The following is a 16,232-nucleotide window of genomic DNA, read 5'->3' on the forward strand; positions in this document are numbered from 1 at the left end:
GCGATGCGATCCCGGAAGGTTTTCAGTGCAATGTTGGCCGGTGCCGGCCTGGCCGGCCTCATGCTGGCGGCGCCCACGACAGGCGCTTTCGCCCAGGAGGGCAAGGCTGGCGGAACCCTCAAGCTTCTCGCCAACGCAGCCGCCGGCACGATCGATCCGCACATCAACTACACGCTGCAATATTTCCAGATCAACTACGTGCTCTATGACGGGCTGGTGACCTTCCGCAAAACCGGCGACAAGACCGGCTTCGACGTGGTGGCGGATTTGGCCGAGAGCCTGCCCAAGCCGGAAGACGGCGGCAAGAAATACGTCTTCAAGCTGCGCAAGGGCATCAAGTTCGCCGACGGATCGGACCTGACGACGGCCGATGTCGTGGCCTCGTTCCAGCGCATGTTCAAGATCAGCGGCCCGACCACGGGCACGCTCTACAACGGCATCGTCGGTGCCGACAAATGCCTCAAGGCACCGGCGGCCTGCACGCTCGATGGCGGCGTCATTGCCGATGAGGCGGCAAGCACCGTCACCTTCAACCTGATGGCGCCTGATCCCGACTTCCTCCAGAAGATCTCGATCCCGCACGCGGCGATCCTGCCGGCCGAGGCGCCGCTCAAGGATTCGGGCACCGTGCCCGTTCCCGGCACAGGGCCCTACATGATCGCCAGCTACGATCCCAACAGTCTGCTCAAAATGGTGCGCAATCCGCATTTCAAGGAATGGAGCAAGGAGGCGCAGCCGGCCGGATATCCTGACGAGATAGATTATGGCTTCGGGCTCACCGACGAGGCGGCGGTCACCGCCGTCGAGAACGGCCAGGCCGATTGGATGTTTGATCCGCCGCCGGCCGACCGGTTGGCGGAACTGGGTACGAAATACGCCAAGCAGGTGTCCGTGCATCCGCTGACGGCGATGTGGTATGCGCCGATGAACACAAATCTCGCGCCCTTCAACGACATCCGTGTGCGGCAAGCCGTCAACTACGCCATAGACCGGGCGGCCATCGTCAAGCTGTTCGGCGGCAGCAATCTGGCGCAACCGTCGTGCCAAATCCTGCCGCCGGACTTCCCATCCTATGCGCCCTATTGCCCGTTCACGGCCAATCCCGGCGAGAAGTGGTCGGCTCCCGACATGGGGAAAGCCAAGGCGCTGGTCGCCGCCTCCGGCACGGCCGGCCAGGAGGTGACGATCATCACCGAGGACACCGAAGTGTCGAAATCGATCGGCGTTTACCTGCAGGACGTGCTGAACGGGCTCGGCTACAAGACCTCGGTCAAGCCCATCTCGCAGAACATCCAGTTCACCTACATTCAGAACACCAACAACAAGGTGCAGATTTCCATCTCGCAGTGGTTCCAGGATTATCCCGCGCCATCGGATTTCCTGCAGGTGCTGTTCAGCTGCGCCTCGTTCACGCCGGGCTCGGATGCCTCGGTCAACATCTCCGGCTTCTGCGACAAATCGATCGACCAGAAGATGGGCGAGGCCCAGGCCGCGGCCGTCACGGACCCGGCCAAGGGTGCGCAATTGTGGACCGCCGTCGACAAGGCAGTGACCGACGCAGCGCCCGTGGCCGTCCTGTTCACGCCCAAGCGCGTCGACCTGATCTCGCCGCGGCTGAAGAATTTCGTCTTCAGCCCGCAATTCTACTGGATCATGAGCCAGTCGTGGGTCGAGTGATCCGGGGTTGAACAACCAGGCCCAATCCGATGCGCGGCGGAGCGATGCAATATCCTCCGCCGCGGTTGCTTTTCCCGCTGATCTGAAATTCATAGCCATCATGGACAAGTTGAGTGGCGTGCAAACGCCGGTTCGAAGCCGCCGGGGCGCCGAGGGGCCGTGGCGCACGGCGTGGCGCAAACTCAGAGCCGATCGGGCAGCCATTACGGCGTTCGCGGTGCTGGTGCTGATCGCCGCCGCCTCGCTGGCCGCACCCCTCTACGCCCGCCATGTGGCGCGGACCGATGCTTTCGCCACCAACCTCAATGGCGAGATCATCATCGACGGCCAGACCAGGCAAGTGCTGGAAGCGTCGACGGAAGGCCTTGGCCTGGGCTTCACGCCGCTTGGACCGACATGGGATTTCGGGCCCTACATGCTGGGCGCCGACAATCAGGGCCGCGACGTCGCCGCGCGCCTGCTTTATGGCGGGCGCAATTCGCTGCTGATCGCTGGCGCCGCGGCGCTGATATGTCTTGGCCTGGCGACATTGCTCGGCGTGATCTCCGGCTTTTTCGGTGGTCTGGTTGATACATTGCTGTCGCGTATTCTCGACGTGCTGTGGGCGTTTCCAATCTTCCTGCTGGCGATTTCACTGTCGATCGTGCTGATCACGCAAAGCATTGCCATCGGGCCGATCGAAATCCGCTCCGGCAGTCTGTGGCTGCCGATCTTCATCATCGGCATTGTCTATGTGCCCTATGTCGCCCGGCCGATCCGCGGCCATGTCCTGTCGCTGATGCAGGCCGAGTTCGTCACGGCCGCGATCGGCATCGGCGCGTCGCCCTGGCGCATTCTGATCCATGACATCCTGCCCAATGTGATCACCCGGGTCATCGTCTTCGTGCCGCTTATCCTGGCGCTCAACATGATGACCGAGTCTTCGCTGTCCTTCCTGTCCATCGGGGTGCAGCCGCCCGACGCGAGCTGGGGCACCATCATCCAGGACGGGCAAGGGCTTCTCTACTCGCGCCCGATCGTCGCGCTGGCGCCAGGGCTGGCGATCGTCATCTGCGTGCTGGCGCTGAACATATTGGGCGATGGGGTGCGCGACGCGCTTGACCCGAAATCCTCGATCAGGGTCGTCTGATGCTGGCGGCATTCGTTTCCAGGCTCGGCCAAATGGCGCTGGTGATGTTCGGCATCAGCATCGTCGCCTTCCTGATCTTCTTCGCCACGCCGGGCGCCGACCCGTCGGCGCGCATTGCCGGGCGCAACGCATCGCAGGAGACGCTGGCCCAGGTGCGGCACGATTTCGGCCTCGACCAGCCGATGCCTGTCCAATACGCGCTGATGATGAAGCGGCTCTTTGTCAGCCGCGATCTTACCTCCTTCGTCAATCGCGGCCAGAAGGTCGTCCCGACAGTGCTCCAAGCTATCCCGGTCACCCTGTCGCTGGTGTTCGGCGCCGCGGTCTTTTGGGTCATCGGCGGATTGATTGTCGGCGTTGTCGCCGGGGCGACGCGCGGCACGTGGCTCGACCGGACGCTGATGATCCTCAGCCTGATCGGTGTGTCGATCCCGGTCTTCTGGCTGGGCGAAGTCGCCAACCTGGTCACCCAGAGCCGCTGGCATGACAGCTTTCTGTTCTCCTGGGTGCCGCCGCTCGGCTACATCGCCTTTACCGACGATCCGTGGGGCTGGTTCAAGGCGTTGATCATTCCCTGGTTCACGCTCGCCACGCTCTACATCGGACTTTACGGTCGCGTGCTGCGGGCCTCGATCATCGAGACCATGCAGGAGGATTTCATCCGCACCGCGCGCGCCAAGGGTATCGGCGAGCGCCGTGTGCTGCTGCGTCATGGCTTGAGAACCTCGCTCGTCGCCTTCGTCACCATGTTCGGGCTCGATTTCGGCGCCCTGGTCGGCGGCGGCGCCTTGCTGACGGAAGTTGTCTTCGGCTTGCAAGGGGTCGGCAAGCTCACCTATGGGGCCTTGCAGACGCTCGATTTGCCGATGATCCTGGCGACGGTCATCTATGCCTCGTTTTTTGTGGTCATGGCCAATTTCATCGTCGATGTCGCCTTTGTCTTGATCGATCCGAGGGTTCGAGATGCTCACTGATGCGCCGCTTCTGGTCGTCGAAAACCTGTGCGTCTCGTTCCGCACGGAGGGCGGTGTGGTGCCTGCCGTCAGCGGCGTCTCGTTCTCGCTCAAGCAGCGCGAGATCCTCGGCGTCGTCGGCGAAAGCGGCTCGGGCAAGAGCCAGACCCTGCTCGCCATGCTGGGGCTGATCAGCAGTCCCAACGCGGTCGTCACCGGGTCTGTCCGTTTTCTCGGCCAGGAGTTACTGGGGCTCAAGCGCCGGGCGCTCGATGCCGTCCGCGGGCGGCAGATCGGGATGATCTTCCAGGATCCGATGACGGCACTGACGCCGGTCCACACGATCGGCAACCAGATCATCGAGCAGATCCGCGCGCATGAGCGAGTGTCACGCGCCGCGGCGCGCAAGCGGGCGGTGGATTTGCTCGATGCGGTCGGATTGCCGAGCCCCGGCAGTGCCGTCGACCGCTATCCGCACCAGCTATCGGGCGGCATGCGTCAGCGCGCCGTGATCGCCATGGCGCTGTCGTGCAACCCGGCGCTGCTGATCGCCGACGAGCCGACCACCGCGCTCGATGTGACAGTGCAGGCGCAGATTCTGGAGCTGATCGGCCGATTGCGCGATGAGTTCGGATCTGCCGTGATCCTGGTCACGCACGACCTTGGTGTGGTTGCCGACGTGGCCGACCGCGTGCTGGTTATGTATGCCGGACGCGTGGTCGAGGAAGGCGCCAAGGGGCAGCTTTTCCGCGAGCCGCTTCATCCCTATGCGTGGGGCCTGTTCGGCTCGATCCCGCCGATGCACGGTCCGCGCCCGTCGCGGCTGACGGCCATTCCCGGCAGCCCGCCGAAGCTGAGCCAGATGCCGCAAGGCTGCGCCTTCGGGCCGCGATGCGTGTTCCGGCACGAAGCCTGCGTTGCGCAGCCTTCGCTTGGCGGGGCGACGGGGCACCGGTCGGCCTGTTTTCTTCCCGAAGTCGGCCGCCAGGATCTGCGCCGGACGCTGGCTGCCAAGGCCGTGCCGGCATGACCGAATCCAGGCCGCAACCGCTGGTGCGAACAAGCGATCTGTCGAAATATTATCCGGTGGGGCGCTCGCCCTTTCAGCGGCGGATCGTCCATGCCGTCGAGCAGGTCTCGCTAGACATCTTCCCCGGCGAGACGCTGGGCATCGTCGGTGAATCGGGCTGCGGAAAATCGACCCTGGGACGCTGTCTCGTCCGGCTCACCGAGATCACCTCCGGGGCGCTGGAATTCGCAGGCCGCGATATCACCAAGGCCTCGCAACGGCAGCTGCGGCCAATACGCCGCCAGATGCAGATGGTGTTCCAGGATCCCGCTGCCTCGCTCAACCCTCGGCGCCGCGTCGGCGACCTTCTGGCGGACCCATTTCGCGTGCATGAGAAGCTGTCGCGCTCGGAAATGACGGACCGGGTCGAGGATCTTCTGGTCCGGGTCGAACTTCTTCCTGAGCATGCGGAGCGTTTCCCGCACGAATTCTCGGGTGGACAGCGCCAGCGCATCGGCATCGCGCGTGCCCTTGCGCTGCGGCCGCAGCTGATTGTTGCCGACGAACCAGTGTCGGCGCTGGACGTGTCGATCCAGGCGCAGATCATCAACCTGCTTTGCGATCTGCGCGACGAATTCAAGCTGACCTACGTGTTCATCGCCCACGACCTATCGGTGGTCAGGCAGTTCGCGTCGCGGGTGGCGGTGATGTATATGGGTTCGATCGTCGAGACGGGGCCGGTCGACGCCGTCTTCTCAGCGCCGCGGCATCATTACACGGCTGCACTTCGCTCGGCGGTGCCGGTTCCCGACGTCGACAACCGGCCGAGCCGGCGGATCGTGCTCAAGGGCGATCTGCCGAGCCCTCTCGATCCGTCGTCGGGCTGCCGTTTCCACACGCGCTGCGTGGCGGCGACGTCGGTCTGCCGCCACGAGCGCCCCGTGCTTTCGCTCGTCGACAAAGGCCATTTCGTTGCCTGCCATCAGCCAAGGGCGAGCTAGGGCGTGATCCCGAAAGTGGCACCGGTTTTTGGGATCATGCTCCAAGCTGTCCATTAGAAACGATAGCGCAGGCTGGCGAACAGCGAGCGGCCTTCGTCGCGATAGCAATAGCCGGCCGAGCAGATACTCTTCCGGTTGTCGAACAAGTTCTTGGCGTTGACCTGCAGCCTGACGCCTTCGAGCTTCGGATTGCGGTAGCCGAAATCGTAGGAGAGCGAAGCGTCGACAAAGGCGCGCGCGCTGTTCTTGAAGGTATTGGCGTCGTCGCCATAGCTCGCGTCGGCAACGCGCACGCCGGTGCCCAGGCCCAGTCCTTCGAGCGTGCCGTTCTCGAACTGATAGTGGCCCCATAGCGACAGGATGTGGTTCGGCGTCGCCGACAGTTCCTTGCCCGCGGTTCCTTCGGCGCCGCGTTCGATCCGGACCCGCAAGTATGTATACGACGCGATGAAACTGAAGCCGTTGTCGAGCGATGCATTGGCTTCCAGTTCGACGCCGCGCGAATTCAGGTCGAGCTGACGCTGCTTGTTGATGCCGGTCGAGGCATCGAAGACGACGCCGTCCTTCTGGTCGATGTCGAACAGCGCGGCGCTGACGGTCGCATTGTAATTCGGGATCTCGTATTTGACGCCGATCTCCTTCTGTGTGGCGATGGTCGGGCGGGCGATGCGGCCGACACTGCTGCTGACATCATCGTAGACGAAGCCGATATTTGGCGAGAACGAGGTCGAATAGTTGACGTAGGGGGTGATCCCCCACTCGGTCTGGTAGGACAGGCCGAGCCGGCCGGAAAAGGCGCTGTCCTTCTGCTTCGAGGTGCTGAAATCGGCGGCGGTGGAGGTGGTGTCGACCCAGTCGTACCGGCCGCTGGTGAACAGGGTGAAGTCGTTCCACTCCATCTGGTCATGCAGATAGACGCCGAGCTGGTTCATCTCCTGTCCGCCGGAGTGAGGAACCGGCATTGCCTTGATGTCGTCGATGGAAACGTAGGACAGGCCGCTGCCGGCATCGTAGTCCGACCAGGCATAATCGATGCCGCCGACCGCGGTGTGCTTGACCGCGCCGGTGTCGAATTCGAACTGCGCCATGTTGTCGACGACGAAGTTCTTCATGTTTTCGGTGTAGTGGCCCCAGTAGCGCTCCAGCGGCTGGTCGGCACCGGTCGAGTAATGGCCGCTGTACTCGATGTCGCTATCGACAGCGTTGTAGCGCAGGTTCTGGCGAACCGTCAGCACATCGTTGAAACGGTGCTCGAACTCGTAGCCGATGCGGCCTTGGCTCTGGTCGAAATCATTCCAGGCCGGATCGCCCTCATAGACATTCGATAGCACGCCATAGCTCGAATTGTAGAAAGCCGCCGTGCCGCCGGCGACGGACTTGGAATATTCGCCGAGGATGGTGAGCTTGGTATCCTCGTCAGGCTTGAAGGTGACGGCCGGCGCCAGGTAAAGCTTGTCGTCGGGATAGCCGGGCAGATCGGTCTCGCTCAGGCGACCAAGGCTCGTGAATCGATATAGAATGCTGCCGTCCGCGTTGACAGGCCCGGAAGCGTCGAGCGCAGCCTGAAACCGGTTGTGGTCGCCGGCCAGCAGTTCGATCTCGCGGAACGGCTCATCCTTGGGGCGCTTGGTGACGACGTTGACGATGCCGCCAGGGCCGCTGACGCCGTAAAGCGAGGATGCCGGGCCTTTGAGGATGGTGACGCCCTCGATGCCGTAGGGCTCGGTCTTGAACCAGGCCGACGGTCCGTTGTACTGGCGCAGCCCATCGCGGAACAGGCCGTTGTAGAAAGCCTGGAAGCCGCGCAGGAAGAAGGCATCATAGCGCGTGTCGAAGCCGAAGCTGTTGGGATTGGCGCTTGCGGTATAGCCGAGCGTCTCATTCAGCGTGCGCGGTTTCTGGTCCTCGATCTGCTTCTGCGTCACCACCGAAATCGCTTGCGGGATCCTGACGATCGGCGTGTCCGTCTTGGTGCCGATGCGGTCCTTCTTGGCGACATAGCCATCCTGCACCAGGATCTCGTTGCTCTGCGCGGTCACCTCGACCGTGTCGAGCACCGTAGCGGTTCCGCTGTCCTGGGCATGAGCACTGAGTTGGCCGAGCATCGCCGTACCGCCCAGCAATGAAATTCCCAGGCACCATGTCGTCGGCCGCTTTCGCATCAACTCGTCTCCATTTTCTCATAAAGGATTGCGTCCCCGCGCTCTCAAATATGAGTATGAAGTCAAGTATTTTTTGGCAATCAGTGCTCAAAGTGCCGAGTGCTGTCGCACTGCGGCAACGCCAGCAGGTTTCGGCCGGTCGATTGCCAACTCCGGGGCGACGACTTTACCTATTCCTTGATCGATCTCGCCACCAGGCGTGCGACGCTCGGGCCAACCAGCAGCACGACGAGGAAGCGTGCTGATTGCAACGCCATGACGAAGGAGATGTCGACGTTCTGCGCGGCGGCGGCGATGATGGCGACGCTGTCCATGCCGCCTGGGCTGGTCGCCAGGTAGGCGGTCAGCGGATCGATACCCAGGAGATGGCTGATCGTGAAGGCCATGCCGCCGCAAAACGCGATCAGCGCCACGATCGAGGCGATGATCTGCGGCAGAGCGCGCGTCGCATGGCGCAGGATCGGCCGGGTGAAATTCAGCCCGATCGACCAGCCGACCAGGGCGTAGCTGGCTGCCAGCAGCCAGGGCGGCAATTGCATCTCCGCGCCAAGGCCGAGATGGATGAGGCCGCCAAAGATGAAGGTGCCGAGAAAGAAGGGCGACGGCAGCCGGCAAAGCTTCCCCATGAGGCCGCCGGCGAGCGCGATGCCGATGGTGGCGGCGAAGGCTTGGCGGTCGATCGGCGGAAACCAGATGATGGGCGGAACTTCGATGCCTGACGTGTCGACCCACATCTTGGCGACGAGAGCTGCCGTCACCGAAACGAAAATGACGCGCAGGTACTGCATGAAGGCGACGAGCCGCTGGTCTGCGCCGAAAGCTCCGGCCATCAGCACCATGGCGGTGGCCGCTCCGGGCGAGGAGCCCCAGACGGCGGTGGTGCCGGGCAGGATGCGCCAGCGGCTGATCAGCCAGCCGAGCAGGCTGGAAGCGGCGACGGTGGCAATGACCACGCCAAGGAACAGCGGCCATTCCTGGTAGAAGATGGGAAAGATGTCGGCAGAGATCGAAGCGGCGACGAGGCAGCCGACGATCGCCTGGGCGGAGCCGAACAGAAGGCGCGGCACCCGCACCGTGGCGCCGTTGGTTCCGGCGATGATGGCCGCCAGCATCGGCCCGATCAGCAGCGCCGCCGGCAGCGCGGCGAATTCCAGCGCGCCGGCAAACAGCGCCGATATGACCAGCAGGACCAGCCATTGCCAGAGTTTACGCATCCGCGCCATGCGTTCGACAACGGGCAGGTCCGGGGGTGGCAGCTCGGCCGAAGAATCCATTTTTTGCTCTTAGACACGAAACGGGGCGATGCGAACCCCGTTACGCCGAAAAGGAAGCCGTGACGCTCGGTTGCCGCAGTTTGGCTGCAGGGTGTCCCGGTCAGAACTTTCGTATAGGACCAGGATAGCAGGCGACAAGATCGTCCATCGTCAGCAAGGTGATGCCCTCCACGATTGCCTGGGCGACCAGGATTCGGTCGAAGGGATCCTTGTGGACCGCCGGAAGTCCGTCAACTGTGACTGCGTGTTCACTGGTGATCGGTAACTCGTGATAGCCATTGTCGAATAGTCCTCGCCGCAGCAAACGGGGATCGACCTGGAAATCGTCCCGCCCAAGTCCTCGCTTGATTGCGATCTCCCAAAGGCTGGCGGAACTGAAGAGCAATTCGTTGAGCGGATTTTCAATTTCGGCGAGAGCCGCGGGCGGCAGCCGATCCGGCTCGGCAGCCGCCCACAGCAGCAAATAGGTGTCGAGTAACAGTTTCACCCGTTGGCACCGAACAATTGCCCGATTTCTTCACCGCCCATTCGGTCGAAGTCGTCGGGGACGGAAAACTGGCCGGCCATGAAGCCGATCCGTCGCGCCTGTTGGGCCGGCTGATCGATAGCTACGACTTTGACCAATGGTTTGCCCGCTTTGGCGATGATGAACGGCTCGCCCTTGGCGGCTCGGTCAACGAGACGTGAAAGATTGGTCTTCGCATTGTGAATGTTCACGGTCTGCATCGCAGGTCGCTCCAATGGACTTAGTTCATAGAACTTAGTTCATTTCTCCAGCATTGCAAGCACGTGCGCGATTTGGGAACGCGGTGAACTGGCGAAGCTTGTAATCGGATTGTGCATGTCGAGTGAAGCCTACGAACTCCGCGTCGGCATCGAGCCGTCCGTCCAGATCAGCCCGTCTTGCCGCCAGGCAAGCCAAAGCCGCCGACTGGGTGGGTCTCTACCTGGAACTCGAAGCCGGCGATGAAGGGGCGCGCCTTGGCGATGGCCGCCTGGACTTCGGGCAGTTGCAGCGAAGCCTTGTGGCTTGCCTGATCCGTCCACACTTCGGTCACCCAGATCGCATCGGCATCCGCAGGGTCGCGGGCGATGATATAGCTCAGACAACCTGGCAAGGCGCCGGTGCTTTCGCGAAGCAGGTCAATGACCGCGTCGCGCTGGCCGCGCGCCGCCCGCATCTTGCCGATCAGTCCGTACATTCCTTTGTCTCCCTTTGAGCTCTTCGACAGGAGTATGCAGATCGCCAGTATGCAGATCGTCGCTCAAGGCATCAACTGGCCGCCATTCACCTCGATCACCTGGCCGGTGATGTAGCCGCTCAACAGATCGGAAGAGAGGAACAGATAGGCGCCGACGCAATCCTGTGCGGTGCCGGCGCGCCCCTGAGGAATGGTCGCGATCATTCCTTTCATCTGTTCGTCGGTCGAATAGCGTTCGTGGAAGGGTGTGAGAATGGTGCCCGGCGCCACCGCGTTGACGCGGATGCCGAAGCCGATCAGCTCCTTGGCCATGCCGCGCGTCACATTGGAGACGAAAGCCTTGGCCGAGCCATAAAGGCCGGCGCCGCCGCCGGCACCATTGCGTGCGGCGATCGACGAGGTGTTGACGATGAAGCCGCCCTGTTTCTTCAGCCACGGTATCGCCTTGCGCGAGGCAGTCAGCACCGAACGGGCGTTGAGGTCCATCACCGCATCGTAATGCGCTTCGGTCTGCTCGGCATAGGGCACGCGACCGAGCATGCCGCCGGCGTTGTTGACCAGCCCGTCGAGGCGACCGAAATATCGGGCGCTGTCCTCGACGACGCGTTCGATATCGGCGGCAACGGAAAAATCACCCTGGACGAGGAAGACCTCGCCGCCATTGTCGGCAATGGTCTTGCCGAGCTTCTCGGCGGCTTCGCGGCTCGAATTATAGTGCAGCCCAACCCGGCATTTCTGCGCGGCATAGGCAATTGCAAGCGCCGCGCCTATGCCGGTCGAGGCGCCGGTGACGAGCACCACCTTGCCGGCGAGATCGGGGATGGTAAGCACGGTCGTGGCTGGCACTGCTGTTTCTCCGGAGATTTTTCAACACGATCAAGACTGTGCACTACGGTCTGAGATAGGCATAGCCCTGGCTTTGCAGTTCGGCGAGCTTGACGACGCCACCCTTGTCGGCGGCGTGAAAGCCATCGAGCAGGTCGGCCAGGGAAATGTCCATGCCTTGCATGGTATTGGCACAGGCTTGCGGCTCGAGCCCTTGCTGCACGAGGCCGGCGAAGCGGCCGGAGACCGCTGCCGATATGCCTTTCGACCTGAAAGCGGCAAGGGCCGGACCATGCACGACCAGCGCGATGTCGACATTGCCGCCGGTGCCTTCATAGTGGTTCTTGATGTTGCCGAGCACAAAATTGACCTTGTCGAGATCGCTCAGGTGATAGGCGACCTTCAGCTTGCCGGGCTCGGCACTTGCGGCCTGCGCCGCGCGCAGACCAAAGACCGTCCCGGTTCCGGCAAGCACCGCCCGGAACATATCGCGCCGGCGCATTGGGTATCTCCTCCGCTTTGCTGCTCTTCGCAAATTGCGTGGCCGCGGCCGCAGTACTAGCATAAAATGACGTTGCGTCCTGTTGATGCGAGGAGGGGGTCACATGGCGTTCAGCAAGATATTGGTGCCCGGCGTGCTCGGCGTCGCTCTGCTCGGTCTGCTGGCTGATACAGCCGCTGCCGATGGTGCGCTCAAGCTCACAGAACTCAGCCCGAACGGGGCGGACGTCTGTTTCGGGCGTGTCTATGAAGCGGCACACCTCAAAACGCACCCGAAGCAGAAGGTGGCCCGGATCTTCTTCTATTACGGCCACGATCCGGTCAGCCGGCCGAACGAGGAGCCGACCGCGAATTCCGACACGTCCTACAATGGCTTCGTCACCACCACGGTGCGCGGGGCCAAGGCACCGGAATGGGCCGGCGGCTGGTGCAATCGCGAGTCGGAAGACGACAAATCAGGCCCGATCCATTGCGGCATGGACTGCGACCGCACGCTCGCGTCGCTGAAGATCGACGACAAGGGCCGGCTGATCCTGTCGGATCTGCAGCCCGATATCTATCTCGACGCCGATTCGGAAGAGGAACTCGGCACGGCTGAATACGACAGGCAGGCGCTCGGCTCGCAGGACGACGATTTTCGCCTCGACCCGATGCCGGCCGCGACCTGTAGGGCGGAGTTCGCGCGCATCGCTCCCTTTGATCCGGCGCTTGGCCCGCCTTTGCGCGAGCGGCTGAAACCTGACCAGGCGTTCTGCTACGGCCGCGACTATGATGCTTCGCATCTAGGCTCGCATCCCGACCAGCTAACGCAGTCGATCCGGGTTTTCCGCGGAGCGGTCGAACTCGCCTCCTTCGCCTCGGGCGGCGACGCCGCCAGCTGGCCCGATGGCGCCGACATCGCCGTCTCGGTCACCACGCGGCAGAAGTCGGCCAAGGTCACGCAGACTTATTCCTGCCAGGGTGAGGCTGACCAATGGCGTTGCGCGGCAAGTGCGAAGATGAGCGATTTCTCCTGCGACATCGCGCAGAAGGAGATTTTCCTCAAGCGCGGCGCCGACGGCACGATGATGCTGGCCAACCCCAACAGCAGCCTGGCGATTATCGACCTGTGTTCGAAAGCCGCCGACGGCAAGACGAAATCCGACGACAAGGTCTACCGGCTGCAGCCGATGCCGCAATCGGCCTGCGCGCCTTGAGCTGAGCTCACGCGAAAGGCACTGCCGTCGTGCCTTTCGGCAGCTTGGCCTCGTCGTCGGGCTCGACATGGATGGTGACGCGCACCGAGGGGATCTCGGCCTTCAGAGCATCCTCGATGCGGTCGCAGATGACATGGCTCGCTCCGACCGACATGTCGGCATCGACCACCAGGTGGAACTCGATGAAGGTGGCGCGGCCGGCAATGCGCGTCTTCAGGTCATGTACTTCCAGCGCACCCTTGCAACTGGCCGAGATGATGTCGCGGATATGCATGTGCTCCTGGGTATCGACGGCGCGGTCCATCAGGCCGTTCATCGACGAGCCGATGACGTGCCAACCCTGCCACAGGATGTTGAGCGCAACGATGACGGCAAGTGCCGGATCAAGGATCTGCCAGCCGGTGAGGATAGCCCCGACCAGTCCGCCGAAGACGCCGATCGAGGTCACCACGTCGGTCATGATGTGGTTGCCGTCGGCGACCAGCGCGGGCGATTTCGAGGCCCGGCCGGTGCGGATAAGCATCCACGCCCAGAAGGCGTTAATGACGGTGGCGACGCCGTTGACGGCAAGGCCTTCCCAAGGCTGTTCGAGAGGCGCCGGAGCCTGCCAGGAACGCCAGACTTCGTTGAGGATCAAAAGGGCGGCGACCACGATCAGCACCCCTTCGAGCACTGCCGAGAAGTATTCCGCCTTGTGATGGCCGAACGGGTGGTCCTGGTCTGCCGGCTTGTAACTGACCTGGATTGCCCAGAATGCGGCGGCCGAGGCAATGACGTTGACGATGGATTCCAGCGCGTCCGAATAGAGGGCGACGGAGCCGGTGACGTACCAGGCGGCGAGTTTCAGCGCGAGCACGACAAAGGCGACAACGATCGACCAGAAGGCGAGATTGGCGACCTTCTGCTTCGCGGCGGCCTTCGCCGCCATCGCCGCCGTGTTCTCGGGTTCGGCCATCTTCGTCAGGCAGCCTTTTCCTTGGCCTTGCGGGGCAGGTGCGCGACGATGTTTTCTATGATGCGCATGCCGGCGTTATGGCCGAGCGTCATGATCGATTCCGGGTGGAACTGCACCGCGGCGATCGGCTCCTTGCGGTGCTCGAAAGCCATGATGACGCCATCCTCGGTCTCGGCCGTGACCACGAAATCGTCGGGCAACCGCACCGGGTCGGCGAAGATCGAGTGGTAGCGGCCGACGGTGACTTCCTTGGGCAGGCCGGAAAAGATGATGCCCGGCTTGGAGACCCGGATGCGCGACGGCTTGCCGTGCATGGGTACATGCAGCTGCCTGAGCTCGCCGCCATAGGCCTCGGCCAATGCCTGCAGGCCAAGGCAGACGCCGAAGATCGGCAGCTCGCGGGCACGGGCCTTCTTGATGGTCGCGGCGCAATCGAAGTCCTTCGGCGTGCCCGGCCCGGGCGACAGCACCACGAGATCCGGCTTCAGCCGTTCGAAGACTTCCTCAGGCACCGGCGTGCGGACGGTCGACACATTGGCGCCGGTCTGGCGGAAATAGTTGGCCAGCGTGTGGACGAAACTATCCTCGTGGTCGACCAGAAGGATATTGACGCCATCGCCGACGCGCGCGGTGGTGCGTTCGGTGCTGGCGGAATTGCCCGTTTTCGCGTCGCGGATGGCGGAGAGCATGGCGGATGCCTTGAGTTCGGTTTCGGCTTCTTCTTCCTCGGGAATGCTGTCGAACAGCAATGTGGCGCCGGCACGCACTTCGGCAATGCCGTCCTTGATGCGGATGGTGCGCAGCGTCAGGCCGGTATTCATGTCACCGTTGAAATTGACCATGCCGATCGCGCCGCCATACCAGGCGCGCGGGCTCTTCTCGTTCTGCTCGATGAAGCGCATGGCCCACAGTTTCGGCGCACCGGTGACGGTGACAGCCCAGGCATGCGACAGGAAGGCGTCAAAAGCGTCCATGCCTTCGCGCAGGCGGCCCTCGATGTGATCCACGGTGTGGATCAGGCGCGAATACATCTCGATCTGGCGGCGGCCGATGACGCGCACCGAGCCGGGCTCGCAGACCCTGGACTTGTCGTTACGGTCGACATCCGAGCACATTGTGAGCTCGGATTCGTCCTTCTTCGAATTGAGCAGTTTCAGGATCTGCTCGCTGTCGGAAATGGCGTCGTCGCCGCGCTTGATGGTGCCCGAGATCGGACAGGTCTCGACACGGCGGCCGTTGACGCGGACGAACATTTCCGGCGAGGCGCCGATCAAGTACTCGCCTTCGCCGAGATTGATGAAGAAGGAATAGGGCGAGGGATTGATCGACTTCAGCTTGCGCGAAATCTCCGACGGTTGCGTCTCGCAACGCTCGTAGAACATCTGGCCAGGGACGACTTCGAACAGGTCGCCGCGCTTGAAGCTGTCCATGGCCTGGCGCACCAGATCGGCGTATTCGCCAGGCTCATGGTCGCCGCGCGGCGGGATGCGGTCCGCGGTCCTGAACGGCTCGGCGATCTCATCGCGCGGCAGACCCTCGGTCGAGAAACCCTCGCCGGCGTAGTCGTAGCGGTCGGTCCAGGCCTTGGCCGAATAGTGGTCGACGACCAGGATCTCGTCGGGCAGGAACAGCACAAGGTCGCGCTGGCTCTGCTTGCGCTCGAGCTTGTAGTCGACCGGGTCGAACTGGAAGGCGAGATCGTAGCCGAAGGCGCCGTAGAGGCCGAGATTGGCGTCTTCGCCGGTCTTGAACAAAGCCGTGATGGCGCGCAGCACGGTGAACACCGATGGAACGCGGCTACGCTCCTCCTCGGTGAAGATACGGCCGGGTTTGGCCACATCGAGGCGGATCAGCTTCTTCGACGTCTCTGTGATGGTGACATCGGCCAAGCTGCCGAGAGCCTTGCCGATGACAGGCAACAGCACCTCGCCACGGCCGTTCAGCGCCTCGATGCGCATTGCCCGCCCATGCGCGGAGATCACCAGCGGCGGATCGATGATGGCGGTGTCCCAGCGCGTGTAGCGGCCGGGATATTCATAGTTGGAGGAAAACACCGCGCCCCGGCGCGAATTCAAGCCGTCGACATAGCTGTCGATCGCTCCCGCATAGGAGCGGTCGTGGCGCTCGCGGGTGATGGTGATGCCACCCGCGGTCACGAAACTTTCAGCGCCGTTGTCCAGAATCTTCATCGTCATTGCCGTCTCCATCAGCTCCTTGGGGCAACGGACCCGGGAATGGCTTTAAAAAACAAATGGCCGCCCGGACATTCCGCTGCGGCCACCCTCTCTTTTCACGCGCACGTGCTCGAACAGGCCGCTGTCAGCAGGCCCACCACCAAATGGTCTTGA

General features: G+C 62.9%; 15 protein-coding genes. 6 read left to right on the forward strand and 9 right to left on the reverse strand.

What is annotated here, in order from left to right; translation table 11 throughout:
- The first annotated feature begins 3 nt into the window (after nt 1-3).
- From NKI49_RS05875 to NKI49_RS05895, 5 genes are all read left to right on the forward strand, one after another.
- Complete coding sequence (locus NKI49_RS05875; RefSeq protein WP_352600957.1) at nt 4-1,677, forward strand: ABC transporter substrate-binding protein; 1,674 nt, start codon at nt 4-6, stop codon at nt 1,675-1,677.
- A 100-nt stretch (nt 1,678-1,777) separates the two neighbouring features.
- On the forward strand, nt 1,778-2,806 hold the full coding sequence (locus tag NKI49_RS05880; protein WP_352600955.1) for an ABC transporter permease: 1,029 nt from the start codon (nt 1,778-1,780) through the stop codon (nt 2,804-2,806).
- Complete coding sequence (locus tag NKI49_RS05885) at nt 2,806-3,780, forward strand: ABC transporter permease (protein WP_352600953.1); 975 nt, start codon at nt 2,806-2,808, stop codon at nt 3,778-3,780. The genes NKI49_RS05880 and NKI49_RS05885 overlap by 1 nt, the downstream gene beginning before the upstream one ends.
- Nucleotides 3,770-4,789 carry an ABC transporter ATP-binding protein gene (locus NKI49_RS05890; protein WP_352600951.1) on the forward strand — a complete coding sequence of 340 codons (1,020 nt, stop codon included), beginning with the start codon at nt 3,770-3,772 and terminating at the stop codon, nt 4,787-4,789. The genes NKI49_RS05885 and NKI49_RS05890 overlap by 11 nt, the downstream gene beginning before the upstream one ends.
- The gene (locus NKI49_RS05895) at nt 4,786-5,769 is read left to right on the forward strand and encodes an ABC transporter ATP-binding protein (RefSeq protein ID WP_352600949.1); all 984 of its coding nucleotides are present in this window, start codon (nt 4,786-4,788) and stop codon (nt 5,767-5,769) included. The genes NKI49_RS05890 and NKI49_RS05895 overlap by 4 nt, the downstream gene beginning before the upstream one ends.
- 53 nt (nt 5,770-5,822) lie before the next feature.
- Here the strand turns inward: NKI49_RS05895 and NKI49_RS05900 are convergent, their stop codons facing one another.
- From NKI49_RS05900 to NKI49_RS05930, 7 genes are all read right to left on the reverse strand, one after another.
- Entirely contained in the window at nt 5,823-7,931 is a 2,109-nt protein-coding gene (locus NKI49_RS05900) for a TonB-dependent siderophore receptor (protein WP_352695558.1), read from the reverse strand.
- A gap of 170 nt (nt 7,932-8,101) precedes the next feature.
- Nucleotides 8,102-9,205: an AbrB family transcriptional regulator gene (locus tag NKI49_RS05905; protein ID WP_352600945.1), complete on the reverse strand. Its 1,104-nt coding sequence runs from the start codon at nt 9,203-9,205 to the stop codon at nt 8,102-8,104.
- A 100-nt stretch (nt 9,206-9,305) separates the two neighbouring features.
- Complete coding sequence (locus tag NKI49_RS05910; RefSeq protein WP_352600943.1) at nt 9,306-9,692, reverse strand: type II toxin-antitoxin system VapC family toxin; 387 nt, start codon at nt 9,690-9,692, stop codon at nt 9,306-9,308.
- A complete protein-coding gene (locus NKI49_RS05915; protein WP_027024409.1) occupies nt 9,689-9,931 on the reverse strand; it encodes a type II toxin-antitoxin system Phd/YefM family antitoxin in 243 nt (80 codons plus the stop codon). Before NKI49_RS05915 ends, NKI49_RS05910 begins: the two co-directional genes overlap by 4 nt.
- Before the next feature lie 167 nt (nt 9,932-10,098).
- Entirely contained in the window at nt 10,099-10,407 is a 309-nt protein-coding gene (locus NKI49_RS05920; protein ID WP_027024410.1) for a putative quinol monooxygenase, read from the reverse strand.
- A 63-nt stretch (nt 10,408-10,470) separates the two neighbouring features.
- Nucleotides 10,471-11,253 (reverse strand): SDR family NAD(P)-dependent oxidoreductase, encoded by a 783-nt coding sequence (locus tag NKI49_RS05925; RefSeq protein ID WP_352600940.1) that lies wholly within the window; start codon nt 11,251-11,253, stop codon nt 10,471-10,473.
- Nucleotides 11,254-11,296: 43 nt separating this feature from the next.
- Complete coding sequence (locus NKI49_RS05930) at nt 11,297-11,734, reverse strand: DsrE family protein (RefSeq protein ID WP_352600938.1); 438 nt, start codon at nt 11,732-11,734, stop codon at nt 11,297-11,299.
- Nucleotides 11,735-11,837: 103 nt separating this feature from the next.
- Here NKI49_RS05930 and NKI49_RS05935 point away from each other — a divergent pair, with 103 nt between their 5' ends.
- The gene (locus NKI49_RS05935; RefSeq protein ID WP_352600936.1) at nt 11,838-12,929 is read left to right on the forward strand and encodes a hypothetical protein; all 1,092 of its coding nucleotides are present in this window, start codon (nt 11,838-11,840) and stop codon (nt 12,927-12,929) included.
- Nucleotides 12,930-12,936: 7 nt separating this feature from the next.
- Here the strand turns inward: NKI49_RS05935 and NKI49_RS05940 are convergent, their stop codons facing one another.
- Complete coding sequence (locus NKI49_RS05940) at nt 12,937-13,884, reverse strand: cation diffusion facilitator family transporter (RefSeq protein WP_352600934.1); 948 nt, start codon at nt 13,882-13,884, stop codon at nt 12,937-12,939.
- Nucleotides 13,885-13,889: 5 nt separating this feature from the next.
- Entirely contained in the window at nt 13,890-16,079 is a 2,190-nt protein-coding gene (locus tag NKI49_RS05945; protein ID WP_352600932.1) for an anthranilate synthase, read from the reverse strand.
- Between the last annotated feature and the right edge of the window lie 153 nt (nt 16,080-16,232).

Source organism: Mesorhizobium sp. M0587, from assembly GCF_040320945.1.
Taxonomy (GTDB): Bacteria; Pseudomonadota; Alphaproteobacteria; order Rhizobiales; family Rhizobiaceae; genus Mesorhizobium.

What these genes read in the sequence shown, in the direction of transcription:
- NKI49_RS05875 (WP_352600957.1), top strand. Translation starts at nt 4, where the DNA reads ATGCGATCCCGGAAGGTTTTCAGTGCAATGTTGGCCGGTGCCGGCCTG.
- NKI49_RS05880 (WP_352600955.1), top strand. Translation starts at nt 1,778, where the DNA reads ATGGACAAGTTGAGTGGCGTGCAAACGCCGGTTCGAAGCCGCCGGGGC.
- NKI49_RS05885 (WP_352600953.1), top strand. Translation starts at nt 2,806, where the DNA reads ATGCTGGCGGCATTCGTTTCCAGGCTCGGCCAAATGGCGCTGGTGATG.
- NKI49_RS05890 (WP_352600951.1), top strand. Translation starts at nt 3,770, where the DNA reads ATGCTCACTGATGCGCCGCTTCTGGTCGTCGAAAACCTGTGCGTCTCG.
- NKI49_RS05895 (WP_352600949.1), top strand. Translation starts at nt 4,786, where the DNA reads ATGACCGAATCCAGGCCGCAACCGCTGGTGCGAACAAGCGATCTGTCG.
- NKI49_RS05900 (WP_352695558.1), bottom strand. Translation starts at nt 7,931, where the DNA reads ATGCGAAAGCGGCCGACGACATGGTGCCTGGGAATTTCATTGCTGGGC.
- NKI49_RS05905 (WP_352600945.1), bottom strand. Translation starts at nt 9,205, where the DNA reads ATGGATTCTTCGGCCGAGCTGCCACCCCCGGACCTGCCCGTTGTCGAA.
- NKI49_RS05915 (WP_027024409.1), bottom strand. Translation starts at nt 9,931, where the DNA reads ATGCAGACCGTGAACATTCACAATGCGAAGACCAATCTTTCACGTCTC.
- NKI49_RS05920 (WP_027024410.1), bottom strand. Translation starts at nt 10,407, where the DNA reads ATGTACGGACTGATCGGCAAGATGCGGGCGGCGCGCGGCCAGCGCGAC.
- NKI49_RS05930 (WP_352600938.1), bottom strand. Translation starts at nt 11,734, where the DNA reads ATGCGCCGGCGCGATATGTTCCGGGCGGTGCTTGCCGGAACCGGGACG.
- NKI49_RS05935 (WP_352600936.1), top strand. Translation starts at nt 11,838, where the DNA reads ATGGCGTTCAGCAAGATATTGGTGCCCGGCGTGCTCGGCGTCGCTCTG.
- NKI49_RS05940 (WP_352600934.1), bottom strand. Translation starts at nt 13,884, where the DNA reads ATGGCCGAACCCGAGAACACGGCGGCGATGGCGGCGAAGGCCGCCGCG.
- NKI49_RS05945 (WP_352600932.1), bottom strand. Translation starts at nt 16,079, where the DNA reads ATGACGATGAAGATTCTGGACAACGGCGCTGAAAGTTTCGTGACCGCG.